25 protein-coding genes and 2 riboswitches are annotated in these 25,788 nt (G+C 53.8%); of the genes, 17 read left to right on the forward strand and 8 right to left on the reverse strand.

Translation table 11 applies throughout. The features are described 5' to 3' along the window. Nucleotides 1-67: 67 nt before the first annotated feature. Both AAC086_RS09185 and AAC086_RS09190 read right to left on the reverse strand, forming a co-directional pair. Nucleotides 68-271, reverse strand: coding sequence for a hypothetical protein (locus AAC086_RS09185; protein WP_339778004.1), 204 nt, complete (start codon nucleotides 269-271; stop codon nucleotides 68-70). A gap of 146 nt (nucleotides 272-417) precedes the next feature. Next, entirely contained in the window at nucleotides 418-1,518 is a 1,101-nt protein-coding gene (locus AAC086_RS09190) for a site-specific DNA-methyltransferase (RefSeq protein WP_339778007.1), read from the reverse strand. 343 nt (nucleotides 1,519-1,861) lie between these two features. On the opposite strand from AAC086_RS09190, the gene AAC086_RS09195 reads away from it, so the two are divergent. From AAC086_RS09195 to AAC086_RS09205, 3 genes are all read left to right on the forward strand, one after another. Beyond that, entirely contained in the window at nucleotides 1,862-2,467 is a 606-nt protein-coding gene (locus tag AAC086_RS09195; RefSeq protein WP_339778010.1) for a flavin reductase family protein, read from the forward strand. Between the two features lie 293 nt (nucleotides 2,468-2,760). Then, nucleotides 2,761-3,516, forward strand: coding sequence for a carbonic anhydrase family protein (locus AAC086_RS09200; protein WP_339778012.1), 756 nt, complete (start codon nucleotides 2,761-2,763; stop codon nucleotides 3,514-3,516). A 68-nt stretch (nucleotides 3,517-3,584) separates the two neighbouring features. Then, nucleotides 3,585-4,547 carry an SAM-dependent methyltransferase gene (locus AAC086_RS09205; RefSeq protein ID WP_339778015.1) on the forward strand — a complete coding sequence of 321 codons (963 nt, stop codon included), beginning with the start codon at nucleotides 3,585-3,587 and terminating at the stop codon, nucleotides 4,545-4,547. Nucleotides 4,548-4,657: 110 nt separating this feature from the next. On the opposite strand, the gene AAC086_RS09210 is transcribed toward AAC086_RS09205, so the two are convergent. Continuing rightward, nucleotides 4,658-5,110, reverse strand: coding sequence for a GFA family protein (locus AAC086_RS09210; protein WP_339778018.1), 453 nt, complete (start codon nucleotides 5,108-5,110; stop codon nucleotides 4,658-4,660). Between the two features lie 263 nt (nucleotides 5,111-5,373). Here AAC086_RS09210 and nadB point away from each other — a divergent pair, with 263 nt between their 5' ends. Both nadB and AAC086_RS09220 read left to right on the forward strand, forming a co-directional pair. Then, nucleotides 5,374-7,020: an L-aspartate oxidase gene (gene nadB, locus AAC086_RS09215; RefSeq protein WP_339778021.1), complete on the forward strand. Its 1,647-nt coding sequence runs from the start codon at nucleotides 5,374-5,376 to the stop codon at nucleotides 7,018-7,020. 28 nt (nucleotides 7,021-7,048) lie between these two features. Then, nucleotides 7,049-7,534: an MOSC domain-containing protein gene (locus tag AAC086_RS09220; RefSeq protein WP_339778023.1), complete on the forward strand. Its 486-nt coding sequence runs from the start codon at nucleotides 7,049-7,051 to the stop codon at nucleotides 7,532-7,534. Nucleotides 7,535-7,731: 197 nt separating this feature from the next. On the opposite strand, the gene AAC086_RS09225 is transcribed toward AAC086_RS09220, so the two are convergent. Together AAC086_RS09225 and AAC086_RS09230 are read right to left on the reverse strand one after the other, a co-directional pair. After that, nucleotides 7,732-9,600 (reverse strand): ABC transporter ATP-binding protein/permease, encoded by a 1,869-nt coding sequence (locus AAC086_RS09225; RefSeq protein WP_339778026.1) that lies wholly within the window; start codon nucleotides 9,598-9,600, stop codon nucleotides 7,732-7,734. 236 nt (nucleotides 9,601-9,836) lie between these two features. Next, nucleotides 9,837-10,517 (reverse strand): energy-coupling factor ABC transporter permease, encoded by a 681-nt coding sequence (locus AAC086_RS09230; protein WP_339778027.1) that lies wholly within the window; start codon nucleotides 10,515-10,517, stop codon nucleotides 9,837-9,839. A gap of 55 nt (nucleotides 10,518-10,572) precedes the next feature. Further along, a riboswitch (cobalamin riboswitch) is annotated at nucleotides 10,573-10,789 on the reverse strand. Nucleotides 10,790-10,996: 207 nt separating this feature from the next. Between AAC086_RS09230 and AAC086_RS09235 the strand changes: the two genes are divergently transcribed. The 5 genes from AAC086_RS09235 to AAC086_RS09255 all read left to right on the forward strand — a co-directional run bounded on the left by AAC086_RS09235 (nucleotide 10,997) and on the right by AAC086_RS09255 (nucleotide 14,743). Next, nucleotides 10,997-12,283, forward strand: a complete 1,287-nt coding sequence (locus AAC086_RS09235; RefSeq protein WP_339778030.1) for a glutamate-5-semialdehyde dehydrogenase — start codon at nucleotides 10,997-10,999, stop codon at nucleotides 12,281-12,283. Further along, on the forward strand, nucleotides 12,283-12,891 hold the full coding sequence (locus AAC086_RS09240) for a nicotinate-nucleotide adenylyltransferase (protein WP_339778033.1): 609 nt from the start codon (nucleotides 12,283-12,285) through the stop codon (nucleotides 12,889-12,891). Before AAC086_RS09235 ends, AAC086_RS09240 begins: the two co-directional genes overlap by 1 nt. Before the next feature lie 55 nt (nucleotides 12,892-12,946). After that, nucleotides 12,947-13,336: a ribosome silencing factor gene (rsfS, locus tag AAC086_RS09245; protein ID WP_339778036.1), complete on the forward strand. Its 390-nt coding sequence runs from the start codon at nucleotides 12,947-12,949 to the stop codon at nucleotides 13,334-13,336. 172 nt (nucleotides 13,337-13,508) lie between these two features. Further along, nucleotides 13,509-13,967: a 23S rRNA (pseudouridine(1915)-N(3))-methyltransferase RlmH gene (rlmH, locus tag AAC086_RS09250; RefSeq protein WP_339778039.1), complete on the forward strand. Its 459-nt coding sequence runs from the start codon at nucleotides 13,509-13,511 to the stop codon at nucleotides 13,965-13,967. 113 nt (nucleotides 13,968-14,080) lie between these two features. Further along, a complete protein-coding gene (locus AAC086_RS09255) occupies nucleotides 14,081-14,743 on the forward strand; it encodes a hypothetical protein (RefSeq protein WP_339778042.1) in 663 nt (220 codons plus the stop codon). An 87-nt stretch (nucleotides 14,744-14,830) separates the two neighbouring features. On the opposite strand, the gene AAC086_RS09260 is transcribed toward AAC086_RS09255, so the two are convergent. Continuing rightward, nucleotides 14,831-15,361 carry a dihydrofolate reductase family protein gene (locus tag AAC086_RS09260; RefSeq protein WP_339778044.1) on the reverse strand — a complete coding sequence of 177 codons (531 nt, stop codon included), beginning with the start codon at nucleotides 15,359-15,361 and terminating at the stop codon, nucleotides 14,831-14,833. Nucleotides 15,362-15,693: 332 nt separating this feature from the next. Next, nucleotides 15,694-17,109, reverse strand: a complete 1,416-nt coding sequence (locus tag AAC086_RS09265) for an L-serine ammonia-lyase (protein ID WP_339778046.1) — start codon at nucleotides 17,107-17,109, stop codon at nucleotides 15,694-15,696. 179 nt (nucleotides 17,110-17,288) lie between these two features. Continuing rightward, nucleotides 17,289-17,387: riboswitch (glycine riboswitch) on the reverse strand. Nucleotides 17,388-17,634: 247 nt separating this feature from the next. On the opposite strand from AAC086_RS09265, the gene gpmI reads away from it, so the two are divergent. The 5 genes from gpmI (at nucleotide 17,635) to AAC086_RS09290 (ending at nucleotide 24,033) form a co-directional block, all read left to right on the forward strand. Next, nucleotides 17,635-19,230, forward strand: a complete 1,596-nt coding sequence (gpmI, locus tag AAC086_RS09270) for a 2,3-bisphosphoglycerate-independent phosphoglycerate mutase (protein ID WP_339778049.1) — start codon at nucleotides 17,635-17,637, stop codon at nucleotides 19,228-19,230. Continuing rightward, complete coding sequence (locus AAC086_RS09275; RefSeq protein WP_339778052.1) at nucleotides 19,205-20,548, forward strand: peptidoglycan DD-metalloendopeptidase family protein; 1,344 nt, start codon at nucleotides 19,205-19,207, stop codon at nucleotides 20,546-20,548. Before gpmI ends, AAC086_RS09275 begins: the two co-directional genes overlap by 26 nt. Continuing rightward, complete coding sequence (locus tag AAC086_RS09280) at nucleotides 20,545-21,867, forward strand: S41 family peptidase (RefSeq protein WP_339778054.1); 1,323 nt, start codon at nucleotides 20,545-20,547, stop codon at nucleotides 21,865-21,867. The genes AAC086_RS09275 and AAC086_RS09280 overlap by 4 nt, the downstream gene beginning before the upstream one ends. Nucleotides 21,868-21,978: 111 nt before the next feature. Next, nucleotides 21,979-23,418, forward strand: coding sequence for a divergent polysaccharide deacetylase family protein (locus AAC086_RS09285; protein WP_339778056.1), 1,440 nt, complete (start codon nucleotides 21,979-21,981; stop codon nucleotides 23,416-23,418). A gap of 6 nt (nucleotides 23,419-23,424) precedes the next feature. Further along, a complete protein-coding gene (locus tag AAC086_RS09290; protein ID WP_339778058.1) occupies nucleotides 23,425-24,033 on the forward strand; it encodes an RNA pyrophosphohydrolase in 609 nt (202 codons plus the stop codon). On the opposite strand, the gene AAC086_RS09295 is transcribed toward AAC086_RS09290, so the two are convergent. After that, nucleotides 24,008-24,274: a hypothetical protein gene (locus AAC086_RS09295; RefSeq protein WP_339778061.1), complete on the reverse strand. Its 267-nt coding sequence runs from the start codon at nucleotides 24,272-24,274 to the stop codon at nucleotides 24,008-24,010. The genes AAC086_RS09290 and AAC086_RS09295 overlap by 26 nt on opposite strands. A gap of 75 nt (nucleotides 24,275-24,349) precedes the next feature. Between AAC086_RS09295 and AAC086_RS09300 the strand changes: the two genes are divergently transcribed. Both AAC086_RS09300 and AAC086_RS09305 read left to right on the forward strand, forming a co-directional pair. Further along, nucleotides 24,350-25,147, forward strand: coding sequence for a methyltransferase domain-containing protein (locus AAC086_RS09300; RefSeq protein WP_339778063.1), 798 nt, complete (start codon nucleotides 24,350-24,352; stop codon nucleotides 25,145-25,147). 90 nt (nucleotides 25,148-25,237) lie between these two features. Continuing rightward, the gene (locus tag AAC086_RS09305) at nucleotides 25,238-25,696 is read left to right on the forward strand and encodes a GFA family protein (protein WP_339778065.1); all 459 of its coding nucleotides are present in this window, start codon (nucleotides 25,238-25,240) and stop codon (nucleotides 25,694-25,696) included. Nucleotides 25,697-25,788 lie beyond the last annotated feature (92 nt).

The following is a 25,788-nucleotide window of genomic DNA, read 5'->3' on the forward strand; positions in this document are numbered from 1 at the left end:
TCATACCACAACAAAAAGGCCCGCAAACTGGCGCGGGCCTTGGTATCAAGCATTGAAGATGAAAAAATCAGGCGGTTATATCAACAACCTGACCACGCCCGCTGCTTTCAAGCGGCTTTGATTGCGCTTCCTGTGCCTGGGCGGCCTGTTCAACACGCTGTGCCGGGGGGACTTCCAGATCATTGCCACCCGTTTCCGCAATCGGGGCTGCGGCCTGTTGAATCTGCATCGGATTGGGCACGTACGCCGCACCATAACCACCAATCTGCATGACAATCTCCAATCCGCTAAACTTATCAACCCCGGATTTATAGCAGAAATCATCGCAAAACAAAAAGGCCGAAACGCGCAATGCGGCGTTTCGGTCTTCACATTTATGTCAGCAGAGCCGTTTTCAAGGCCGCACCCAAAGCAGAATCAGGCCGACATCGTGCCCATTTCCTGACGCAACTGGGTACGCAGATTGTCAATCGAAACCAGTCGTCCGTCACATTTATAGTGCCAGTAAGTCCAGCCATTACAAGCCTGTGCGCCCTGAACCTGGGCCCCGACCTGATGGATTGAACCTGCAGCATCCTTATGCGCAATAGAGCCGTCTGCACGAACCAGCGCTGCGACATTGCCCCGGTTGTCGTAAATTTTTTCGCCCGGCGTCAAAAGCCCGCGTTCGATCACGGCGCCAAACGGAATACGCGGCAAAGACCGCTTTGACTCGGTCAATTCCAGGCTTTCACCATCAAGCATCTGCACCTTGGCAATGCGCGCACGCGCCGCATTGGCATAGTCTTCTTCGCGTTCCAGGCCGATAAAATGACGCCCCAGGCGACGGGCGGCAGCCCCGGTGGTGCCGGTACCAAAAAACGGATCCAGCACAACATCGCCCTGACGGGTGGTTGCCATCAACACGCGCTGCAGCAGAGCTTCGGGTTTCTGGGTAGGATGAACCTTTTTACCCTTGTCGTCTTTCAGGCGTTCCCCGCCCGAGCAAATCGGCAACAACCAGTCAGACCGCATCTGCAAGCCTTCGTTAAGCTGCTTCATGGCTTCGTAGTTAAACGTAATCGCTTTCTGCTCGGCATTTTTGGAGCACCACAGCAACGTTTCATGCGCATTGCAAAACCGTTTGCCCCGGAAATTGGGCATCGGGTTGGTTTTGCGCCAGACAATGTCGTTAAGCACCCAATAGCCGATATCCTGCATCACCGTGCCAACGCGGTAAATGTTATGATAGGACCCAATCACCCAGATCGCGCCGGTATCCTTAAGGACACGCCGTGCTGCGTTCAGCCAGTCACGACTGAAATCATCGTAATGGCGGAAACTGTCGAATTGATCCCAATGATCGTTAACGGCATCAACCTTGGTATTGTTGGGCCGCAGCAGATCACCACCCAGCTGTAAATTATAGGGCGGATCGGCAAAGATCAGATCAACCGATTTTTCCGGCAGGCTGTTCATCAGTTCGATGCAGTCGCCGACCAAAACCTGATCAAGCGGTAAAGTTTGCTTCTTTGTCATAATGCCTTCACGGTTCCCCCTTGAAACTTGAGGAAATCATGAGCGCAAAAAGTTAACAGACTCCGAAAATTATTGCGGAGTCGCCATACTTTGAATGGAATTTCAGTTGTTTAGACAATCTTAACCGATAAGCGTCAAAAGACTGGGAAATTTTGCCGATCAAAGCCGATTCGCCAGACCAGATTCCGTAGCCTGAGAAAAATCAGGCCCCGACGCGAAAATTCAGCAAACCTGCAGAGTCTCATTGCATCGCACAATATTTGAGCTAAGTTTGAGCTAAAAATTTTACAATTTTTGTTCTCTAGTCGCCAATTGCGGCAAAAATCAGATTTAAGGAACTCAAATGTTTTACGAACCGGGCAAAACTTCACACAACCTTCCCCATGATCCGTTCAAGGCCTGCGTTGTTCCGCGCCCCATCGGCTGGATTTCCACCCTGAGCCTTGACGGACATGCCAACCTGGCCCCCTATTCATTTTTCAATGCGGTTTGCGGCAACCCGCCGATGGTGATGTTTGGGGCCAGTGGCGCATCGCGCGACAGTGCGGCCAATGCCCGTGCCACCGGCGAATTTGTTGCCGCCATTACGCCAAAATCAATGCTGCGCGAAATTAACCTGTGTTCGGCCCCCTTGCCCGCCGATCAGGATGAATTTGTTCATGCCGGGCTGGAAAAAATGCCCGCATCTGTCGTCAAACCGTACTTGGTCAAGGGCGTTCCGATCCATATGGAATGCAAGGTTTTCCAGATTGTCGATCTTCCCAGCCCCAACCCGGAAAAACCCAATAGCATGGTCATTGGCACGGTGGTTGGCATTCACATTGACGACGCGGTTATTGTGAATGGCATGGTTGATATCACCCTGTTTGAACCGCTCACCCGCCTTGGTTATGAAGAATACGCCACCATTTCTGAAACCTTCACGGTGCGGCGCGAAGACTTTTGGTAAGGCGCTTGCGTTCTTTATCGATATGGCAAAATGAACAATGCCATGCGATGCGCATGCGAACAATGAGACCGCAAAATAGCGACGCAAACCAGCTGGCACGGCCTTGATTTCAAATAACGCGACACAAACATGGCTTTGATCCGTCATAGCCTGAAGGGTCTTTGCACCCCGTTCCGATCCAAAGTAAATGTTTAAATAGCCTGAAATAAAACCAAACTATAGATTGATAGTCGTGAACGTTGCAGAACCCTGATATTGCGGTGGATGAACGTATAAACATCTAGGATCGTCGCATGAAAAAATCACTTCTCTCTGCCAGCATGATGGCCATTGCGTTGGCCTTCACCTGGCAAAATACGGGCCATGCAGAAGAAAAACATGCCCATTGGAGCTATGAGGGGGCGACAGGCCCGTCATACTGGTCCAGCCTTGATCCGGCCTATCAACTTTGCGGGACAGGACGAAATCAAAGCCCGATAAACCTGGCCAGCATGATTTCATCCAAGCTGGCCCCGGTTAATTTTCAGTATCAAACAGGGGCTACCACCATCACCAATAACGGCCATACTGTGCAGATAACCGCCGAAACCGGATCATATATCGCCTTGAATGGTCATGGTTTTGCGTTGCGCCAAATGCATTTTCACGCACCGAGTGAAAACCAAATTGACGGGAAATCTTTTGCGCTGGAAGGCCACATGGTCCATGCCGACATCAACAACAATCTTGCTGTTGTGGCGGTTATGTATGAAATCGGCGCGCCGAATGCAGCACTTGGCGAAATCTGGGGCCTGTTGCCCGAACATGCAGGCGAAACAACAACAGCGCCGGCATCCTTCAAATGGTCGTCCATCCTGACCGACAACCATGACTATTACCGTTTCAATGGTTCGTTAACCACGCCGCCCTGTGATGAAGGCGTAACCTGGCTGGTTTTGAAACAACCCCAAACCATTTCAGCCGAGCAATTAACAGCCTTTACCCATACCCAGCATGGCGACAATAACCGCCCGGTGCAGCAGATATTTGCCCGTCCGGTTTTACAGTAACGCATCTTTCAAACCTGCCATATGATTTGCTGCTTTTACCCGCCCGAAAAGCGCGGTAAAAGCAGCCCATGACAGATATTTTTTCCGCACCAAACGGCATTGAAGCCGTCATTGAACCTATGAACGCCACCGGTTATCTGGCCGCTGTCGGGTTCGAAGAACAGTTGCGTCAGGAACTGGGGGACGTTATCGAAACCCACGACCGGCTGATGTTTGCGCCTGGCCCGGAAAGACGGGTGTTCTGGGCGCAAAATGTCTGGCGCAATCCGGTTCGCATTGCCATTCCCTCGATCAAGGGCGCGGCCAAGATTTTGCGCTTTAACCAGCGCAACTGGGCCCTGTTCAAGTTTGACCATTTTTCGCGGGCCAAACTGATCGAAGCCAACCTGCCCCACGTTTCGGCCAAACGGCAGGTTTTTGGCGACAATGCGCCAACCGCGCCGCTAGGGTCCTGGACGCTGATCGATCCTGATACCATCATCGCTGCGGCGGACTGTTCCAGCCCGTGGAAAAACGGCGAAATCGAATTTGAAGAAGATAAAACCACCCCGCCCAACCGCGCCTATCTGAAACTGTGGGAGGCCTTCACCCGTTTGGGCATCCTGCCGCAAGACGGCGACATGACAATGGATCTGGGCGGCAGCCCCGGCGGCTGGACCTGGGTTTTGCACGAAACCGGCGCCTCGGTTATTTCAGTCGACAAGGCCAAACTGGACCCGCGCATTGGCAGTTTGCCCCGGGTGGATTTTCGCCAGGAAAGTGCCTTTGGCCTGGAGCCGGAAAAAATCGGCCATATCGACTGGCTCTGCTCGGACGTGATTTGCTACCCGGACCGCCTGTTTCGCCTCGTCAACCAGTGGATGGATGCGGGCATGGCGACCAATTTCATTTGCACCATCAAAATGCAGGGCGATACCGACCACGCCGCCGTGGCACAGTTTGCCGATATTCCGGGATCAAAGGTTGTGCATTTATACAACAACAAACACGAACTAACCTGGATGAAAGTCCCCGGTATTACCGACCAATAACCCGTTTTGCGCCCGATCCTCCTTTAAAGTATATTTCCTTTAAGGCAATCGCGGCATCGGTCTAAAGGGCAAATCGTTTAGCCATAACGATTTGCCCTTTAGAGCATGTTTCAAGAGTGGTCGTCGTGATCAAACACCGGGATAGACGGGTCTAGCGGGTAATAGTCGCCCTTGAACGCACAAAATATTTGCGATTTGGTTTTGATGCCCGAGGGGCCGTCCAGCGTGCCGGGTGTAAGGGCAATGTTTTTTGACCGCACAACCCGCCAGAACAAACCCGACCCGCATTCCTTGCAAAATCCGCGATCGGTTTTTTCCGACAATCGATACCAGCGCAAACCGTCATCGGCGATCAAATGCAATTCATCCTTGTTGACCGACGCATAGGCGCTGACATGGCCATGCAGCCCGGCACATAAATGGCAATGGCACAAAACGGCATCCTCTATCTCGCCATGCACCTGATAGCGCACTGCACCGCAATGGCATCCACCATGATGCCGGGCCGGGCCGGAATGATCTTGCACGTGGCCGTGCGGATCGTTCTGATCGTGATCAAGCATGCTTGCTATCCTTATATCCTACGCGAAACACCGCCAGATGATGTTAGCTAAAATTAAGCAACCTTACTATAGGCGCAACTTCAGGGCAAAAAGCAGGCACCTGCACAGCAACACAGGATCATTCCAAAATACCGTTCACAGGCATGCCCGCAGGAAAAGTGCTTTTAATGTTTGAGATTGTGCACACACAGTCCTATTCTGCCGCTCTAAAGCATGCTTTAGCGGGGGCAAGATGCAAACAACCCTTCACATGATGGGAAATTATGACCGATCTTTCTTATCACTATGATGTACTTGTCATTGGCAGTGGTGCAGCCGGGCTGAGCACCGCGCTTAAAGTTGCCCCGCATGTCAAGGTTGCCGTCCTGTCCAAAGGCAAAATCGACGAAGGCTCGACCAATTATGCGCAAGGCGGCATTGCTGCCGTGCTTGATGCGGCCGACAGCATTGAAAACCATGTTGCTGACACCCTGGATGCCGGCGCGGGCCTGTGCAAACGCGAAACCGTGGAATTTGTTGCCAAAAACGCGCCAGCCGCGATTAAATGGCTTGATGAACTGGGCATTAATTTAACCCGCGACCCTGAAGGCGGCAATGATCAGCCCTTTCACTTAACGCGCGAAGGCGGGCATAGCCACCGCCGCATTGTTCACGCCGCCGACGCCACGGGCAGGGCTGTACAAACCACCTTGCAAAAGCAGGCCATCGCCCACCCCAATATCGATATTTTTGAAGATTATCTGGCGATTGACCTGGTCACCGACCGCAAGCTGGGCGGCGAAGGCCGCCGCTGCGTCGGGGCCTATGCGCTGGATTTAAAATCAGGCCGGGTGAAAAGTTTTAATGCCCGCACCGTGATTTTGGCCACCGGCGGGGCCAGCAAGGTTTACCGGTTTACATCCAACCCCGATGGCTCGACCGGGGATGGCATTGCCATGGCGTGGCGGGCCGGTTGCCGGGTGATGAATATGGAATTTAGCCAGTTTCACCCCACCTGCCTGTATCATCCGCAGGCAAAATCATTTCTGATTTCCGAGGCCTTGCGCGGGGAAGGCGGTAAATTGCTGCTGCCCGATGGGACCCGTTTCATGGACCGGTTTGACGCACGCGGCGAATTGGCCCCGCGCGACATTGTTGCCCGCGCAATTGACCACGAAATGAAACGCCTGGGCAGTGATTGTGTATATCTTGATATTTCACACAAGGGAGCGGATTTTATCCGCGAGCATTTCCCGACGATTTACGAAACCTGCCTTGGTTTTGGCATTGATATGACCCGCGAGCCGATCCCGGTGGTGCCCGCAGCGCATTATACCTGCGGCGGCATCTTAACCGATCTGCGTGCCCGAACCGATTTGACCGGCCTTTATGCCATTGGCGAATGCGCGGGCACCGGCCTGCATGGGGCCAACCGGCTGGCGTCGAATTCATTGCTCGAATGCCTGGTTTTTGGCGAAGCCGCATCGCGCGACATTATCGAGGCCCTGCCCGTTGATGACCGCTTTACCGATTTGCCGCCATGGGATGAAACCGGTATTACCGATTCCGACGAAGAAGTCATCGTTGCCCATAACTGGGAACAGCTGCGCAACATCATGTGGGATTTCGTCGGCATCGTCCGGACCACCAAACGCCTGCAACGCGCCCAGCATCGCATTGATTTGCTGTTGTCAGAAATTGACGAATATTACGGCAATTTCCGTGTTAGCAACGATTTGCTGGAGCTGCGTAACCTGTCGGTGGTGGCAAAGCTGATCATTCAGTCCGCCCTGTGGCGCCGCGAAAGCCGGGGCCTGCATTACACCACCGATTATCCGGAACGTGATGATACCGGCGCACCGCGCCAAACCATTCAGGTGCCCGAAAACTTCGCCGGTCGCTGGGTGGTTTCGGGCCAATGGAAAAGCTGAGCAAACAGTCCCCCCACAGGATAAACCCATGACATTGACCCATACCGGCACAAAAACCAGCACCGCCCCCGGCCAGCTTTGCGGCATTGCCCGCAAGGCAGCCCCGCGCGCCACTATGGAAACGCTGGATCGGGTTTCCGTTTCAACCGAACTGGGGCTGGAAGGCGATTTTCGCGGCAAACTGAAAAAGCGCAAGGTCACCGTTCTGGCACTGGAAGACTGGCAAGCGGCTTGTGCCGACATCAACCGCCCTGATCTGGACTGGACGGTGCGGCGCGCCAATTTGCTGGTATCGGGTTTCGCCCTGCCCCGCGAAACCGGCACCCGTTTTGCCGTTGGCGACCTGGTGTTAGAGGTTTCAGGCGAAACCGACCCGTGCAAGCGGATGGAAGAAGCCGCAACCGGGCTTGAACATGCCCTGCGCCCGAATTGGCGTGGCGGGGTTACCTGCCGGGTGATCAAAGGGGCGGAAATTACCGTTGGCGCACCGGTGCTTTTGGTTATCACAGACTAATCGACATAACGGTCGGTTTATCCCGATGCAGCCATTAAAGCATTTTTCCTTTAATATGGCCCATCTTGTTTCATCTGGTTTTTGCCCTGCCCACAACAGCACCAATGTGTCGTCGTATATGCAAATCGCCCCCCAAAAAGCGGGACCGCACTGTTGCAGTCCCGCCCTTTGTTCCGATCAATAATTTGCCGCCTTGTCTATTTGGCCATCGGTGCGCCATCTGTGGCACCGGCATGGGCTAAAATTTCCTCGGCCTGGCGAATTTCCTGTTGTTGCGCCCACATTTCGTCGTAAAGGCCCTTTTGTTCCAGCAAATCCTGATGGCGGCCACGTTCGGCCACCTTGCCATCACGCAGCACAATAATTTCATCCGCATCAATCACGGTGGACAAACGGTGCGCAATAATCAGCGTTGTATGCCCGCGTGACACATCGCGAAGGGCTTGCTGAATATCTTTTTCCGTCCGGGTATCAAGTGCGGATGTGGCTTCGTCAAAAATCATGATTTTCGGGCGTTTCAGCAACATCCGCGCAATCGACACACGCTGTTTTTCCCCACCCGAAAGTTTTAACCCCCGTTCGCCCACCATGGTTTTAAACCCGTCGGGCAAGCCTTTGATGAAATCACGAATGCTGGCAAGGCTGGCAACAGTGTCGATCTCGTCCTGCCCGGCACCGGGGCGGCCATAGGCAATGTTATAGGCAATGGTATCGTTAAACAGCACGGTATCTTGCGGCACGATGCCGATGGAGCGGCGCAAGGACCCCTGGGTTACATCGCGCACATCTTGCCCGGCAATGGTGATGCGCCCGCTTGAAACATCATAGAACCGGAATAACAGGCGCGTTAACGTCGATTTACCGGCCCCGCTGGGGCCAACCACCGCAACGGTTTTACCTGCGGGAACTTCAAAGCTGACACCCTTCAGAATCTGGCGGTCTTCATTATAGGCAAAATGCACATCATCAAACCGCACCGTCGCTTCCTGACACACAAGTTCACGGGCATCGGGGGTGTCTTCCACTTCCTTGCCGACATCGAGCAACGAAAACATGCGTTCCATATCGGTCAGCGCCTGTTTGATCTGGCGATAAACAAAACCCAAAAAGTTCAACGGTATGTAAAGCTGCAATAAATAGGTATTGACCAGCACGAAATCGCCGACGGTCATATTGCCGTTTTTAACGCCATTTGCCGCCAGCAGCATGTTCAAAACCAGGCCAACTGCAATGATCGCACCCTGACCAATATTCAGTTTCGACAACGATTCCTGCGATTTGACGGCAGCAACCTCGTATCCGCGCAAGGCATTGTCATAGCGCGATGCTTCATGCACCTCGTTATTGAAGTATTTCACCGTTTCATAATTGATCAGGCTGTCAATCGCCTTGGTATTGGCTTCGTCGTCGCGCAGGTTCATTTCGCGGCGATATTTCATCCGCCATTCGGTCACGATCAGGGTAAAGGCAATGTAAATCACAATGGTTGCAAGCGTGATCAGCGCGAACCATACATCATACAGAACCCACAAAATGATCGACACCATCCCGATTTCAAGCAGGGTCGGCAGGATATTGAACAGCATGAAAGACAGCAAAAATTCAATGCCCTTCACCCCGCGTTCAATGGTGCGCGATAACCCGCCCATCTGACGATCGAGATGAAACCGCAACGATAACGCATGTAAATGTTCAAACACGCCAAGTGCCGCATTGCGAATGGCACGCTGGGCAACCTTGGCAAATACCGCATCGCGAATTTCACCAAAGGCCGATGACAACACCCGGACCAGGCCATAACCGATAATCAGACTGATCGGGACCGTTACCAGTGCCGCCACATCGCCAGTGGCTGCTTCCTTGCCCCCGCCCAGTGCATCGACAGCGTATTTATATAAAACCGGCACATACACATTGGCGACCTTGGCCCCCAGCAGGAACAAAAGCGCGATCACAACGCGGATTTTCAGTTCCTTTTCGCCCTTGGGCCATAAATAGGGCAGAAAGGTTTTGATCACACCCAGATCGGCGCGGGCCGATGATTCTTTTGCACCCGTGTTTTTCACATCTTTGTCCTTGTTGAACCCGTCCCCGGCGTGGGTATTGCCGCAATGACGCAGGCATCCATAAACAATATTCCCAAACCCACCCCTCACAAATGGCCCGTATTACCGGTTTTGGCAAGCACGCGGCGCGCAACACACTGTCGCCAATTGCGCAACACCGTCCTTCATTGTGCAAAACAAAAAGGGCGTTTCCCACCCTGGCAGGAAACGCCCCGTCTTTTTAAAGTCCGGCCCGGTCAGGGCGCGGCGCGATACAAACGATGGCCAAAAAACCCGCTATCGCGAAACCGATACAGCGTTTTGGCAACAGCCAATACCGCCAGATCGATCAGCGGTTCGACCAGAACAACCGTCATATAGGCCGCGCCAAAACTGGCGACATGTGCCACATTTTCCGCGCCAAAACCCTGCCCGTAAAAAGCCCAGAACCCAACCCAGCACACGATACCGCCCTGATACGAGGTCGAAAGCGCCAGTGCCTGCAAATAGGACACATCCTTATAGGCACATTTGCGCGGAATTACTTTTTCGGCCAGAACGCCCATCGCAAAAAGCGGCACCAAAAGGGTCGTCAGGTTCATGCCATATTGCGGCAAATCGAAGGGGGCAAAAAACACGCCCTGCACCAGCAGGCCCAGCACCAGCCCGATGGCCGCCGGGGCCGCCCCGAAAATCAGAAACAGGGTCGATCCCAAAATCAGATGAACTTCCGACACCCCGACCGGGTGATGGGGCAACACCTCGAAAAAGAAAAAAACCAGCACTGTGGTAATGATGCTGCGCACCAAAAGCGACCCCACACCTTCGCGGCGTGCGGTATCGATTGCCATTTTTGCCGCCACCCCGACGGCACCGGTTGCAGTGGCATAGCTTAATGCGATTTTGGCGCCATCAACAACGCCAGGTTCGATATGCATATTATAATCCTTTCTTGCACCCACCGTGCATGGACAGAGCAGCATGGCTGGCCCTGTCAGTGATAAAAATTCGGGCAGGTCTCCTGACTTGTGCCAATTGTTGCCATTCCGTCTTCCCGGGATCATCCCAGTGACATCAAGGAGGCAACCGGCACCTACAGTTGCGGGGGCAGTTATGGATTTGGCAAAATATGCACTAATATGCCGCACCATATTCCCTATTATTCCCGATCAGTCAGCCCAACCGGAAAACCCGAAGTTGCACGCTATCAGACCCGACATCCGTCAGGTAAGTAAAATAAGCCGCCAAACCAAAAAAACCGACATGGTTTAGATCCGTAATAAACCGCAGCCTGAAACCGCACCAAGGTGATTGCAGTTGTATGCGGGGCGGACTATGTTGCTAATTTGTTGACGATTTCACAATTTAAAGACAACCCGCTTGCACACAGGCAGCACCCATAGACGGAAACAGGACCATGACGGCACTTGCCAGCACCGAAAACCAGGACATATCACACCTTATGCTTCGCATCGGCATTGCCGCGCGCGATGCCGCCCTGATTCTGGCCCAGGTCCCGTCACAACCAAAAATTGATGCTTTAAATCATGCCGCCCGCCTGATCCGCGAAAATGCCGATGAAATTCTGGCTGCCAATGCCATTGACATGGCAGGCGGACGCAAAAAAGGCCTGACGGCCGCCTTGCTCGACCGGCTTGAGCTAACCCCTGCCCGTGTTGAAGCCATGGCAAAGGGGGTTGAAGACGTTGCCAGGCAGAACGACCCGGTTGGCCGGGAAATGGCCCGCTGGACCCCGGAACATAACGGGCTTGATATTGCCCGTGTCTGCGTGCCGTTGGGTGTGATTGGCATCATTTATGAAAGCCGCCCCAACGTCACCGCCGATGCCGCCGCGATGTGCCTTAAATCGGGTAATGCCGCCATTTTACGCGGCGGGTCTGAAAGCTTTAATTCATCCCGCGCGATTTTTGATTGCATGAAACAGGGTGTGATTGCAGCAGGCCTGCCCGAGGGCAGCATTCAAATGATCCCGGTCACAGATCGTGCCGCCGTTGGCGAAATGCTGAAACTGTCAAATTACATTGACGTGATTGTGCCGCGCGGGGGCAAATCCCTGATCCAGCGCATTACCGATGAAAGCCGCATTCCGCTGTTCAAGCATCTCGAAGGACTGTGCCACACCTATATCCATGCCAGTGCCGACCCCGCCAAAATCAACGACATTGTGCTGAATGCCAAAATGCGCCGGGTGGGCGTGTGCGGCTCCACCGAAACCGTGTTGATCGACCGCGCAATAATCAGCACCCTGTTACCCGCCCTTGCCGATGCCCTTGCCAAAGCAGGCTGTGAAATGCGCGGCGATGACACAGCCTGCGGTATTGATGCCCGGATAAAACCGGCAACCGAAGCCGACTGGTCAACCGAATATCTTGATGCGATTGTATCGATTAAAACAGTTGATGGCGTGACAGAGGCCATTCACCACATCAATCATTACGGATCGCACCATACCGATGCCATCCTGGCCGAAGACAGCGCTGCTGCCGAGGCGTTTTTAAACGGGGTGGATAGCGGTATTGTCATGGTCAACGCATCAACCCAGTTTGCCGATGGTGGCGAATTTGGCATGGGGGCGGAAATTGGTATTTCGACCGGCAAGCTCCATGCCCGTGGCCCGGTTGGAGTCGAACAATTGACCAGTTATAAATATGTGGTGCGTGGCACCGGGCAAACCCGCCCGTGATGAGCGTTCGCATTCCGCGCCGTCATAATGCCCCGCCCCGAGTCGGATTATTGGGCGGGTCATTCAACCCCGCCCATGAGGGGCATTTGCACATTTCGCTTGAGGCGTTAAAGCGTCTTGAGCTTGACGAAATATGGTGGCTGGTATCGCCGCAGAACCCGTTAAAGGCCCGTCAGGGCATGGCGGGGCTGACCGAACGCTTTGATTCGGCGCAAATGATGGCAACACATCCCCGCATTGTCGTTTCTGCAATTGAAACACAGCTTGGCACCAGTTATACCGCCGACACACTTGCAGCCTTGCAACGCCGTTTTACCCAAACGCGATTTGTATGGCTGATGGGCGCAGACAATCTGGCACAATTTGATCGCTGGAAGTTCTGGGAAAAATTGATGTATTGCGCGCCCATTGCGGTTCTTGATCGCGAGGGTTATTCTAATAAAGCATTGCGTAGCACCGCAGCACAGCGTATGGAACGCTGGCGCATTGCCGCAGAAAAGGCAGGTCTGCTGGCCGACATGGAAACGCCAGCTTGGGTTTACCTGCCGATACGGCGCCATCCGGCTTCCTCTACGGCGATTCGCGCCGAAGGCCGATGGCAGGTTTGACCTGTGGGTGTTTTAATTTCCGCATAATGGCGGCGAACATCCACCCTAAATTAAGGTGGCGACAATAATTACCGCAAAACAACGCCTGACACCGAGCGAGTTGCTTGCTCTGATTCAGGAAACGCTGACGGACGACAAGGCCGAAGATCTTGTCACCATTAATCTGACCGACAAAACAGCCATGGCTGATTTTATGATCATCGCTTCAGGTTCCAGCTCGCGCCGGGTCGCCTCGATGGGTGAACATATTGTTGAAAAACTGAAAAGTTCAGGCCAGGGCCGTGCAATGGCCGAAGGCACCGAACAGGGTGACTGGGTTCTGGTGGATGCGGGCGATGTGATCATTCATTTGTTCCGCCCCGAAGTTCGCGCCTTTTACAACATCGAACAGATGTGGGGCGTTGAAAACCCGGCCCTGAAACAACAGGCTGCCCGTCTGTACTGATCGGCACATTTTGCTGTCGCCCGGCGGATTTCGCCGGGCCACCAGCCTTCTGTGATTTGGCAAACCGGTTTTGGTGTTTCTAGCCCTTCCAAACAGGGCGTATCTTATTTTGCGCCCAAATTTGCCAATCTTCCTTTGCTGATCCTGCCACAAAACAAATGGGCGACCCCGCATGCAAATTACCCTTGCCGCTGTAGGCCGCATCAAGGCAGGCCCGGAAAAGGATTTGTTCGACCATTATGTCGCCCGTCTTCGCTGGCCTTTTGTGCTGCGCGAAGTCGAGGAAAAGAAAAAGCTGCCCCCGGCCCAACTTAAGGCCCGCGAAGCAGAGCTTTTGCTGGGCGCAATCCCCGAAAATGCCTTTCTGATCGCCCTGGACGAACATGGTCGCGAATATGGATCTGTTGATTTTGCCCGGAAACTTGAAGGCTGGATCGACCAGAATGGCGGCAATATTGCCTTTGCCATTGGCGGGGCCGACGGCCATGGCGATGTAATAAAGGCCCGCGCCAATACATTATGGTCATTGGGCAAGGCAACATGGCCGCATATGCTGGTCCGCGCCCTGATCGCTGAACAGCTTTTTCGCGCCCACGCCATTCAAACCAACCACCCCTACCATCGCGAGTAGCAAAAACCTATCCCTTGGTGGCGAAATAAAAGACTTTATCCCCAAAAACTTGCAAGCCATATAAGCAACAGCTAAACAAGTTGCCTGTTTAAAAACACAAGGGGGATTTTGTGTTGTTTCAAAAACTTCGTTTGGCAGCAACCATTGGCTGCATAATGTTTCTGGGGGCCTGCGCCGTAGGCCGCAGCGTTGTCGATATTAACGCGCCTTCGTCCTCGCCCAACCCGCAAACCGGCACGTCCATTCGTTTGGTTGATGTGGTTGATAATCGCGTATTTCAGGTTAAACCGCGATCTGCCGATATTCCGTCGCTTTCAGATGCAAAAATTGGCGATCGCAGCATTACTGAACGTGCCTATGCCCGCAAACGCGGTGGATTTGGCAAAGCATTGGGCGATGTCTTGTTGCCTGAAGGTGAAACCGTTGCCAGCCAGATAAAACAGGCCATCACCACGGGATTTCGCAGAGCCGGATACCGCGTGTTTGATGCAAACAGCACCGACCCCGATGCCCAAACCGCCATTCCGGTGAATGCCGACATCAGAAAATTCTGGACATGGATGCAGCCCGGTTTTTGGCAGGTAACATTGCATAACCGCACCGAGGTTATTCTGAATGGCGATCTGCCCGCCTTGAAAGATGGGCTGACCATCGAAAACCATTATAGCGACGGCATGCAGATGGTACTCGACAATGACTGGACGCAAACAGCGTCGCAGGCCCTGGTCGAGTTTTCCGACAAATTGCGCGACGCCCTTTTGCTCCGCAGTAAATAAAACCCCGACATAAAAATGCCGATCGCCATTCATTTTTTAGCGATCGGCACCAATTCGAGCAGAAGATAGCGGGCAAAAAAGCACCCGTTATTTCAATTTGTATTCCATTCGCACCACACCGGACGGGTATATATGGGTTGCAATCGGCATCGGCTTTAAATGGCTGGTGTCCTTGCCAAACAGAGAAATCCCTTCACCCAGCATCACGGGGATGACAAACAGATCAATTTTATCAACCAGACTGGCCATCAAAAACTGATTGATCACGCTGGCCCCTCCCACGATCCAGACATCGCCATTATCAATGCGCTCATTACGCAGGGCATCGCCCAGTTCCATCAAACTGCCGCCAAACGCCACCGTATTTTCCGGTGCATCCTCAATCGGGTATGATGTCAGAACAACGGTTCGCCGGTCACCATAGGGCCACGCACCATAAGACATAACCTGATCAAAGGTTCGACGCCCAATAATCAGGGTGCCAACCTGATCCAGAAACGTCTCGAAATTGAATTCCATCGGGTCATAGTCGTCAAGCCAGTCAACCGCCCCGCTGGAGCGGGCGACATAGCTATCCAGACTGACCGCCACATAAATGCGGAACAGTTTTTTGCGCATCAATATAACCCAACCAATTGACCGGATTTTTCCGGTTTAATTTTAGTTTAAGTTTAAAAACACTGCCGGAAACAGGTGGCAACATTTCGGCTGAAATGGGGTTATATGAACGCAAAAAAGCGCGAACCACCCCAAAAACCGACATTATTCGACCTTTGAGGCACCTATTAACGCCATATTCGATCTTATCAGGACTATTTTTGGTCTGGATCAGACTGTTTTTCGACCAAAGCCTGACGAAACAGGCGTGTAAAACACATTTCCGTATCGTAAGACCCGTTTTTGTCATTTTGGCGTGCTATTTGATACGACACAGTGCGCCGAGCAATAATTTAACACTCGACCACATTGACATTGACCGCCAGCCCGCCCTGGCTGGTTTCCTTGTATTTGCTTTGCATATCGGCACCGGTCTGGCGCATGGTTTCGATCACCCGGTCCAGCGATACGGTATGTTGACCATCGCCGCGCAAGGCCAGCCGGGACGCATTGATCGCCTTGACCGCCCCCATGGTATTGCGCTCGATACAGGGCACCTGCACCAACCCGCCAATCGGGTCGCATGTCAGGCCCAGATTATGCTCCATGCCGATTTCGGCAGCGTTTTCCGCCTGTTCGGGCGATCCGCCCAACACCGCACACAATGCCCCTGCCGCCATCGAACAGGCCACACCGACCTCCCCCTGACAGCCCACCTCGGCCGCCGAGATCGAGGCCCGTTTTTTATAAATCGAGCCAATCGCCGCTGCGGTTAACAAAAATTCACGAATTTTCGCCTGGGTGACATTGGGGCAAAACCGTTCATAATAGCGCAAAACAGCCGGAATAACGCCTGCCGCCCCGTTGGTGGGGGCGGTGACCACCTTGCTGCCTGCGGCATTTTCTTCGTTTACCGCCAGGGCGTAAAGATTAACCCAGTCAATAACGGTTAACGGGTCTTTTAACCCGGCCTCGGGGCAATCGACCAGTTCGCGATACAGTTTGTTGGCCCGGCGCTTCACCTTAAGCCCACCGGGCAATATGCCCGGCGTGGCACATCCGCGATCAATGCAATCCATCATCGCCTGATAAACCCGATCGACAAATTCATAGGTTTCATCGGCCGCCCGCCACGATTTTTCATTTTCCATCATCACCTCAGCAATCGATAAATGATGTGCCTTGCAAATCGCCATCAATTCATCGGCCGAAGAAAAGGGATGGGGCAGGGTAATATTATCGCCCGAATATTCCGCCCCGCGATCATCGCCCGATACGATAAAACCACCACCAACCGAAAAATACTCCTGGCAATGCAATCGCACGCCATGACGGTCAAAGGCGGTAATCCGCATGCCATTGGGATGCTGCGGCAAGCTTTCATCCATATGAAAAACAATATTATTTTCAAAACTGAAATCTACCTTTTGCTGACCAAACAGCATCAGGCTGCTATCGCGCTTGATGGCATCAATCGTGGGCGCAATGGTATCAGGGTCGACAGTCCGGGGGCGTTGCCCGCACAACCCCATTAAAACGGCGGTATCGGTGGCGTGCCCCTTGCCTGTCAGGGCTAGCGACCCGTAAAGATCAACAATGACGCTGCCGGTTTGCGGCAGCAATTGGCGGGCATCCATTTCAAGGCAAAACCGGTACCCCGCCCGCATCGGGCCGACGGTATGCGAACTCGATGGTCCGATGCCAATGGTATATAAATCAACAACAGAAAGATTAACGTCCTGGGGACGTTGCGTGGATGAACTAGGCATAGGCCTCCTTCGGCTCAAGATCGCGTTGTTTTTATGCGACATCAACGAACCGGTGCCAGCCCCCTCTGTCCTTTGGGGCCAAGTGGCCCTTACCTGAGATTGTGCGTCGGGCGGAGAACCACCACGACTTCATCCTTCGGTGGAAAGACGGCAAAACCGGCTTTCACTCTCCAGAGCCTCAATCCGCAACGGTTCTTGTGCCTGAGAGTGTCCAGGGCAAATTGCTCCTTCGGCGCCGCCCGGAACGTTGCCCGACCGATCTCTCCCATTGCGGTATACGAGGTATCACCGTTTAAGGGTTTTATCGTACATGCCGGACTGGAACCTTGTCAAAGAAGCGCTGAGGGTAGCGTGAAAATTTCGCGCAGGGTGGCTGTTCAGCGCCATCTTTCATGATAAGTTACCAACAGAATTTGCGTCAGATGGCGGCACCCACCGCGCCCGGCGCCGTTTTGACTTGTGGCTGTGTCACCATTTACAAATTTGTTTACTGGTAATTCAGCCTTTTATCCTAGAAGTGGGGTTATGACAGTGACTGTATCGAACGCCGCAAAGCGCCCTCGTCCGGTAGTGCTATGCATTCTGGATGGGTGGGGCTATCGCAAAGAAAGCGAAAACAACGCCGTTGCACTGGCCAATACGCCGGTGTGGGACGATTTGTATGCCCATAATCCAACCGGCTTTATGAAGGCCTGTGGCCTGGATGTTGGCCTGCCCGAAGGGCAAATGGGCAATTCTGAAGTCGGCCATATGAATTTGGGTGCCGGTCGCGTTGTGATGCAGGAACTGCCCAAAATTGACGAAGCCGTCAAAACCGGCAGCATTGCCGATACCGATGCCGTTAAAAAAATCATCGCCAGCCTGAAAAAAAGCAACGGCGTTTGCCACATTGCCGGGCTTCTGTCCGAAGGCGGGGTTCATTCGCACCAGGCGCATATGGCAGCCCTGGCCAAAATTATTGCCAATGCCGGTATTGCCGTCAAAATCCATGCCTATACCGATGGCCGCGATACCCCGCCGCGCAGTGCCGCCGGGTTTTTGAAAAAATTCCGTGCCTTGCTGGGCGATGCCAACATTGAAATTGCGACCCTTACCGGGCGCTATTATTCAATGGATCGCGATAATCGCTGGGAACGGGTCAGCCAGGCTTATTTCGCCATGGTCGAGGGCAAAAATTACAGCAAGGCCCAAAAGGCAAACACCGCTGAAGACGCCATTGCCAACGCCTATGACGCCGATACCAACGACGAATTTATTCTGCCCACCATCATCGGCGACTATGACGGCATGAAAGACGGCGACGGCCTGCTGATGACCAATTTCCGCGCTGACCGGGCACGAGAAATTCTAGCCGCGCTGTGTGCGCCTGATTTTGACGGCTTTGATCGTAAAACGCCGGTCAAATTTGCCGTGCAGGCCGGGATGGTCGAATATTCATCGAGCCACGCCACATATATGGATGCGATTTATCCGCCCAAAACCCTGCCCAACATCTTTGGCGAAGTGGTTTCCAAGGCGGGCATGAAACAGTTGCGTATCGCCGAAACCGAAAAATACCCGCATGTTTCGTTTTTCTTTAACGGCGGCGAAGAACAGGTTTATCCGGGTGAAGACCGCATTCTGGTCCCCTCGCCCAAGGTTGCGACCTATGATTTGCAGCCCGAAATGTCGGCCCCCGAAGTTTGCGCCAGGCTGGTTGGCGCCATTGAAGACGAAACCTACGACACCATCATTGTTAATTTCGCCAATCCCGACATGGTCGGGCATAGCGGCATTTTGTCGGCAGCGATGAAAGCCGCCGAAGCCGTTGATGAATGCGTTGGCAAAGTGGTTGCTGCGGTTCGCAAGGTCGGGGGCGTTATGTTCATTACCGCCGATCATGGCAACTGCGAAACCATGGTTGACCCCGAAAGCGGCGAACCCCACACCGCCCACACGCTGAACCCGGTGCCGACCATTCTGGTCAACGGGCCAAAGGGCGTTACCCTGCGTGATGGCCGCCTGGCCGACGTCGCCCCGACATTGTTGCAATTGCTGGGATTACCGCAACCCGCGGACATGACCGGCAAATCGCTGATCGAAGGTCTGAAACCCGATGCTGCGCTGCCACCGGCAAGCTGATATTGGCAAATGGTTGATCGCTCCGGCACTTGCCGCCGTCATGGTGGCCAGTGCCGGAGCGTTTTTTCCGTTGGGCGCACAATCGCTGCGCAAGGTCGACTCACGCCTTGATGCCGTGCAAAGCCAGCTTTCCCAACAAAAAAAGCAGGAAGAATTCCTGTCGCGCAAATCACATGAATTGCTAACCGAAGAACAGGCCCTGCAATCCGAGGAAATTTCGGTTGCCCGTCGGGTTCAGCAATTTGAAAGCGAACTGACCGAACTTGAAGACAAGCTGGTCGATCTTGAAAACCGTGAAAAAGACGCCACCACCGCGCTGGAAGACAAAGCCGGGCAATATGCCCGCATCCTGATGGCGCTGGAACGGTTATCGACCACCCCGCCCGAAGCCCTGATCGCCCTGCCGCGCAGCCCGCAGGACACGTTGCGATCTGCGATTTTGCTAAAGGCGGCCCTGCCCGGTGTTGAACAACACGCCAAAGATTTAAAACGCGAACTGGGCGAGATTACCGACCTGCGCGCGACGATTAAAACCCGGCGCAGCGAGCTGGGCGACGTTACCGCAAAACTGCGCGACGAACGCGAAAGCCTGTCGCGGTTGCTTGACGATAAACGCCAGTTGCGACAGGACACCGAAGATGAAGCCCGTGAAGCCGCCCGGGCTGTGCAAAAAATGGCACAGGAAGCCAAAACGCTGGGCGAACTTCTTTCCAGCATTAAAAACCGCGCCGATGGTTTGCCTTCCCCGCGTGAAAAACCGGACTATGAATTGGTCAAAGACGCACCTGAGAGCGAAATTGACGATGTGCTGACCACAACCCAAACCGCATCTGTTGGCAAACCGGCGGCGCAAACCGGCATCCAAAACAGCGACGCGGCGCAAGAAGTAGCGGTCGCAAGCTCGATTACCGGGGCCCGTGGCCATTTACGCATGCCCGCGGCAGGAAAAATTGTAACACTTTTTGGTGAACGCAGTGTTCAAAGTGGACTTCCCGGCGGCGCGCACGCCAAGGGAATAGAGATTGAAACGCGCCCCGAAGCTCAGGTTGTGTCACCTTTTGATGGCAAAGTGGTGTTCGCTGGCCCCTTCCGGGGGTATGGCCGCCTCTTGATTATCGAACACGGCGAGGGATACCATAGCCTTGTTGCGGGTTTTGATCACCTGGACAGTGTGGTAGGACAATATGTACTGGCGGGTGAACCTGTTGGAACCATGGGCGAAAACAGGCCAAAATTGTATCTCGAAATGCGCCATGACGGCGAAGCGATCAATCCGCTTCCCTGGCTGGCATCACAAAACGGCAAGGTAAGCGGATGAAAACGTCTCGATTGGTAGTATTTGCACTGGCGGCGGGCCTTAATTTCGGCCTTGTAGCGCCGGTTTTTGCACAATCCACGGCCCCCGGTAGTACCCCGACATCGTCAGCCGAAACCTATCGGCTGCTAAACCTGTTTGGTGACGTATTTGAACAGGTCAAAGCCAAATATGTTGAACCGGTCGACGATAAAAAACTGATCGAGGCGGCCATCAACGGCATGCTGGCATCGCTTGACCCGCATTCATCCTATTTGAATATGGATAATTTCAAGGATATGCAGGTCGATACCCGCGGTGAATTTGGCGGGTTGGGCATCGAAGTCACACAGGAAAACGGCTTTGTAAAAGTCATTTCGCCGATTTTTGATACCCCTGCCCAAAAGGCCGGAATACAGCCGGGCGACTTTATCACCAATATTGATGGCAAATCGGTGCGCGGCCTGCCCCTGAACGACGCGGTCGATATGATGCGTGGCAAGGTCAATACCGACATCCGCCTGACCATTGTGCGCAAGGGTGAACAGGCCCCGTTCGATGTAACGCTGACCCGTGCCGTGATCAAGATCCAGTCGGTGCGCCCGCAGGTTAAAAACGACGTTGGCTATATTCGCATTACCAAATTCAGCGAACAAACCTATAGCGGCCTGCAACGCGCCATCGAAGACCAGAAAAAGGAAATCGGACCGAAACTGAAAGGTTTCGTGATCGACCTTCGCAACAATCCCGGCGGGCTTCTTGATCAGGCAATTGACGTATCCGATGCGTTTTTGAATGAAGGCGAAATTGTTTCAACCCGCCCGCGTGATACCCAAAACACCGAACGCTATACCGCCAAGGAAGGCGACCTTGCCGACAACCTGCCAATTGTTGTTCTGATCAATGACGGGTCGGCATCGGCATCGGAAATTGTCGCTGGTGCCTTGCAGGATCATGGCCGCGCCATCATTATGGGCACGCGCAGCTTTGGCAAAGGGTCGGTTCAGACCATTTTGCCGATGCCCGGTAACGTTGCCCTGCGGCTGACCACGGCACGCTATTACACCCCGTCTGGCCGTTCGATTCAGGAAGTCGGCATTGTGCCCGATATCATTATTCCCCAGTCGAAGGTCGAAACCATCGAAACCGGCCAACGCCGGTCCGAAGCCGACCTGAACGGAGCCTTGCATAACGAAGATTCAGCGACTGTCGATGCTGAAACCCAGGCAGACAAGCTCCGCCAGGACGCCGAAAAAGTAACCGAAGACGATTATCAGCTTGCCCGCGCACTTGATATGATCCGGGGCATCTCGCTTTATGGCAGCTTCAGATCAAAAAGCTGAAAGATCGTGACGGGAACAGGAAGAGACTGACCCGCAGTGATCGGTAAACTGTTCAAATTTCTGCGGCCAGGCCGCAAAACGGAATCCTCTGCAACCGATACGGATGACGCCATGTTGTCCGACACGGTGGCGGAGGATGTTCCGTTTACAGAACTTCCTGTTGCCGAACAATACCGCCTGTTGCCGGCACGTCCGCCGTCGCGGCGCTGGCGGCTGTCCAAACTTCTGCTGCTGGTGCTATATCTGCTGCCTTTTGGCGTTGCATATTTGGCCGCCCTTCCGCTTATCGACCCCGAAACGGGTTGGCGGCTGATCCATCTGGGCAGCCCCAGGGTAACAGCGGCCATCCCCGGCACAGAACGCGAACTTCAAAGTGAAATCGCCAAGGGTGTGCTTGATATCGAGGCCCGAAACCGTGCCGAAGAAGAAGCCCGCCGTAATGCAACGGATAATGGCAACAACGCCCCCGACGCACTGGGTGACCTGCCACCCGAAATTGCCAAACTGACCGGTCAGGGATCAGGTGCGACGGGCAATGAACCCGCATCTTCAGGTTCCCTCTCGCCCGAGGAACTGGCTGCCATGGCCGAAGAAGGCGGGTTTGAGCAAAAGATAGAAGCCGATCCCCTGCGCCCGGCCCCTATTCCCGGTCTGGATGAAGAAGGCAGCTTTGGCAGGGTTCCCCGCATTGCCGATGATGGCACAACACCGGCACAGGCCTATGCCCGCCCCTTTACGCTTGAACCCGAACAACCCTATGTCGCGGTTATTGTTACCGGGTTGGGGCTAAATACCGACCGCACGGCCAACGCCATCGAAGATTTACCCCTCAATATTTCACTGGCCCTGTCGCCCTATGCCGAAGATCTGCCCAAAACGCTGGCACGTGCCCGGCAAATGGGCCACGAAGTGTTTTTGCAATTGCCGATGGAACCCGATGACTTCCCGTTATCCGACCCGGGGCCGCGTGCCTTGATGACCACCCTGCCCGAAGGCGAAAATCTGGTGCGGCTGGAATGGTTGCTGGCGCGCTTCCCGGGATATGTCGGTGTTGTCGGGCATCTTGGGTCAAAATTTGCCAATCTCGACAGTTCGATTCGCCCGGTGATTGATTTTCTTGATAAAACCGGACTGATGTATATTGATGGCAACAATACCGGGACCGTCAGCCTGGCCGCCCAACTGGCCGCCAATGCAGAAGAACCCAATGCCATCATTGATTTCAATATTGATACCATCCCCAGTCGCCAGGCAATTGACGCCCAGTTAAGTGCACTGGTGAACAAGGCAAAAACCGACGGTTTTGCCATTGGCCTCGCCCAATCCTACCCGGTGACAATTCAGCGGTTGCGTAACTGGGCGCAACGACTGGAACGTCAGGGGGTAAAACTTGCACCGGTTTCTGCCCTTGCCAGCAAGCAGGTCAAACCGCAATCGCCTCAAGAAGCTGCCGCCACCCAACGCATGAACGAGACAACTGAAAATGCGCATAAGGGCGACGCTTCGCCAAACAACGCTGACGCCACCGAACAAACCATCGAGGGTAATTGATCTGCCATGTCCAAAGATCCTGACAAAAAACCCAAATCAAACAAGAAGAAAAAATCCAGAAAGATCAAAGCAGGCACCCTTCCCTTGCCCCTTGATGCCGGGCAATCGTCGGGCAGCGATGCTTCGGATACCAACCTTCCCTATCGCCCTTGTGTTGGTATTGCTTTGTTTAACGGGCGCGGCGATGTCTGGATTGGCAATCGTATCGGCTTTGAAGGTGCATGGCAACTTCCCCAGGGCGGTATAGATGGCGACGAAACGCCCAAACAGGCAGCCCTGCGCGAGTTGATGGAAGAAATTGGCACCGGCCAGGCCGAAATCATTGCCGAAACCCCGGAATGGCTCACCTATGATTTACCCCCGCATTTGATCGGCAAGGCATTCGGCGGCAAATATCGTGGGCAAATGCAAAAATGGTTCGCCATGCGCTATCTTGGCACGGACGAAGACTTTGTTATTAACGGCGCGCACCCGGAATTTGATGCCTGGCGCTGGAACGATTTTTTATCCCTGCCCGATATCATCGTTCCGTTTAAACGCCCTGTTTATCAGCAGTTGGTAGAAATCTTCAAAACTGTTCCAGATCAAATCAAACAAGCCGACGATCAGGCATAAGCAAATTTGAATGCTTGAACAAAGCGCGCATTTGATTAAATTCCTGTGTCATCAACACCCCTTGGTTTAGAAAGGCTTTAAAATGGGTATGGATCGCCTGATATTCGGTATATTGACCGTTGTAGTTGGCCTTGGAGGCCTGTTTTATGCGTCGGCCGCGCATGATGGATATTCCTATTTTGTCGGGCTGATTATGTTTTTTGGCGCCATCCTGTTCATGTTCTCGCTGATCAACAGCCATTTCGACGAAATCGAAAAAACACATTAAGCCCCAGCGGATGCACGCCCGGCGGGGTCCTGACGAAAGGACCGGATTTTGACCAATACACATTGGGACCCAACTCAATATGGCCTTTTCGGTGATGAACGCCGCCGCCCGGCAATTGACCTGATTGCCCGCCTGCCCAAACCCGCCCAGGGGTTTAATCCTGCACATATTGTTGACCTGGGATGCGGTCCTGGCACCATTACCTCGCTTTTGGTTGATGCCTTTACCGCCGACGGCAACAAACCCGCGGTTACCGGCGTCGATCATTCGGCCGAAATGCTGGAAAAGGCCCGCGCCCATGATGACCGCGTCATCTGGCAGCAAGGCGACATTGCATCCTGGGCACCCGAAACCCCGGTTGACCTGCTGTTTTCCAATGCTGCCCTGCAATGGGTCCCCGGCCATGCGAACCTGTTGCCGCGCCTGTGCAGCTTTGTAAAACCCGGCGGATTAATCGCCTTGCAGGTCCCCAACAATTTCCTGGCACCCAGCCATCAGTTGATCGCCGAAGCCGGAGAAAAATGGGAAAAAGAAGTCTCAGCCGCACAGGACCAGCTTAAAATTATGCGGCCGGGCGACTATTTCGATGTTTTGGTCCCCCATTGTAACAATGTTGATTTATGGCAAACCCAATATTGTCATGTTCTGCGCGGGGAAGACCCGGTTTTCAACTGGGTTTTTGCAACCGCCCTGCGTCCGGTTCTGGCCAACCTGCCCGACGATGACGCACGGGCGGCCTTTTGCGACCATTACAAAACCAGGCTAAAACAGGTTTATCCGGCCCGGCCCGATGGCCTTACCCTGTTTCCGTTTAACCGCCTGTTCATTGTTGCCAGCAAAGCCTGAACACCCTGGTTACCAGCATCATTATGCCCGCTGCCGATGCGGGAAATGAACATCGCCACGCAAAATAACGCCAATCAAAAGGGCAAGGATATGACACTGACAAAAAGCACCCTTACCGGGCGTTGCCGTTGCGGGCAGGTTCGGTTTGAAATCAGTGCCCCTCCGTTACTGACTGCCGCCTGCCATTGTGCGGGCTGCCAAAGCATGAGCAGCAGCGCATTTTCGTTGACCGCCATGATCCCGGGCGATGCCTTTAGGGTAACCCAAGGCGACCCGGTGATTGGCGGGCTTCATGGACCGCAACAGCATCATTATTTTTGCCCCAACTGCATGACGTGGATGTTCACCCGCATCGACGGGTTTGATGCATTCGTTAATGTCCGCCCCACCCTGCTTGAAAACAACCAGTGGTCGACGCCGTTTATCGAAACGATGACAAACAATAAACTCCCCTGGGTGCAGACCCCGGCGCACCATCGCTATGACGAATTCCCCTCCATAGACGACCTGCAACATTTAATGGTTGAGTTCGCAGCAGCCCATGACTGACGAAGACAAAAGCCCGCCCCCTTCCCGCCGCAACGCCTGACAAACAAAAGCCCGGATCGCACCCGTCACGAAATTATGACATGTGGACCATT

Origin of the sequence: uncultured Thalassospira sp. (assembly GCF_963976115.1) — a bacterium.
In the GTDB taxonomy this organism is placed as follows: domain Bacteria; phylum Pseudomonadota; class Alphaproteobacteria; order Rhodospirillales; family Thalassospiraceae; genus Thalassospira.

Coding starts and splice junctions, on each gene's coding strand:
- AAC086_RS09195 (WP_339778010.1), top strand. CDS start 1,862: ATGTTTTACGAACCGGGCAAAACTTCACACAACCTTCCCCATGATCCG.
- AAC086_RS09305 (WP_339778065.1), top strand. CDS start 25,238: ATGACACTGACAAAAAGCACCCTTACCGGGCGTTGCCGTTGCGGGCAG.
- AAC086_RS09190 (WP_339778007.1), bottom strand. CDS start 1,518: ATGACAAAGAAGCAAACTTTACCGCTTGATCAGGTTTTGGTCGGCGAC.
- gpmI (WP_339778049.1), top strand. CDS start 17,635: ATGACAGTGACTGTATCGAACGCCGCAAAGCGCCCTCGTCCGGTAGTG.
- AAC086_RS09230 (WP_339778027.1), bottom strand. CDS start 10,517: ATGCATATCGAACCTGGCGTTGTTGATGGCGCCAAAATCGCATTAAGC.
- AAC086_RS09200 (WP_339778012.1), top strand. CDS start 2,761: ATGAAAAAATCACTTCTCTCTGCCAGCATGATGGCCATTGCGTTGGCC.
- AAC086_RS09290 (WP_339778058.1), top strand. CDS start 23,425: ATGTCCAAAGATCCTGACAAAAAACCCAAATCAAACAAGAAGAAAAAA.
- AAC086_RS09185 (WP_339778004.1), bottom strand. CDS start 271: ATGCAGATTGGTGGTTATGGTGCGGCGTACGTGCCCAATCCGATGCAG.
- AAC086_RS09205 (WP_339778015.1), top strand. CDS start 3,585: ATGACAGATATTTTTTCCGCACCAAACGGCATTGAAGCCGTCATTGAA.
- AAC086_RS09235 (WP_339778030.1), top strand. CDS start 10,997: ATGACGGCACTTGCCAGCACCGAAAACCAGGACATATCACACCTTATG.
- AAC086_RS09275 (WP_339778052.1), top strand. CDS start 19,205: ATGCTGCGCTGCCACCGGCAAGCTGATATTGGCAAATGGTTGATCGCT.
- AAC086_RS09210 (WP_339778018.1), bottom strand. CDS start 5,110: ATGCTTGATCACGATCAGAACGATCCGCACGGCCACGTGCAAGATCAT.
- AAC086_RS09280 (WP_339778054.1), top strand. CDS start 20,545: ATGAAAACGTCTCGATTGGTAGTATTTGCACTGGCGGCGGGCCTTAAT.
- AAC086_RS09265 (WP_339778046.1), bottom strand. CDS start 17,109: ATGCCTAGTTCATCCACGCAACGTCCCCAGGACGTTAATCTTTCTGTT.
- AAC086_RS09260 (WP_339778044.1), bottom strand. CDS start 15,361: ATGCGCAAAAAACTGTTCCGCATTTATGTGGCGGTCAGTCTGGATAGC.
- AAC086_RS09285 (WP_339778056.1), top strand. CDS start 21,979: ATGTTGTCCGACACGGTGGCGGAGGATGTTCCGTTTACAGAACTTCCT.
- AAC086_RS09240 (WP_339778033.1), top strand. CDS start 12,283: ATGAGCGTTCGCATTCCGCGCCGTCATAATGCCCCGCCCCGAGTCGGA.
- rlmH (WP_339778039.1), top strand. CDS start 13,509: ATGCAAATTACCCTTGCCGCTGTAGGCCGCATCAAGGCAGGCCCGGAA.
- AAC086_RS09220 (WP_339778023.1), top strand. CDS start 7,049: ATGACATTGACCCATACCGGCACAAAAACCAGCACCGCCCCCGGCCAG.
- nadB (WP_339778021.1), top strand. CDS start 5,374: ATGACCGATCTTTCTTATCACTATGATGTACTTGTCATTGGCAGTGGT.
- AAC086_RS09295 (WP_339778061.1), bottom strand. CDS start 24,274: ATGGCTGTTGATCAGCGAGAACATGAACAGGATGGCGCCAAAAAACAT.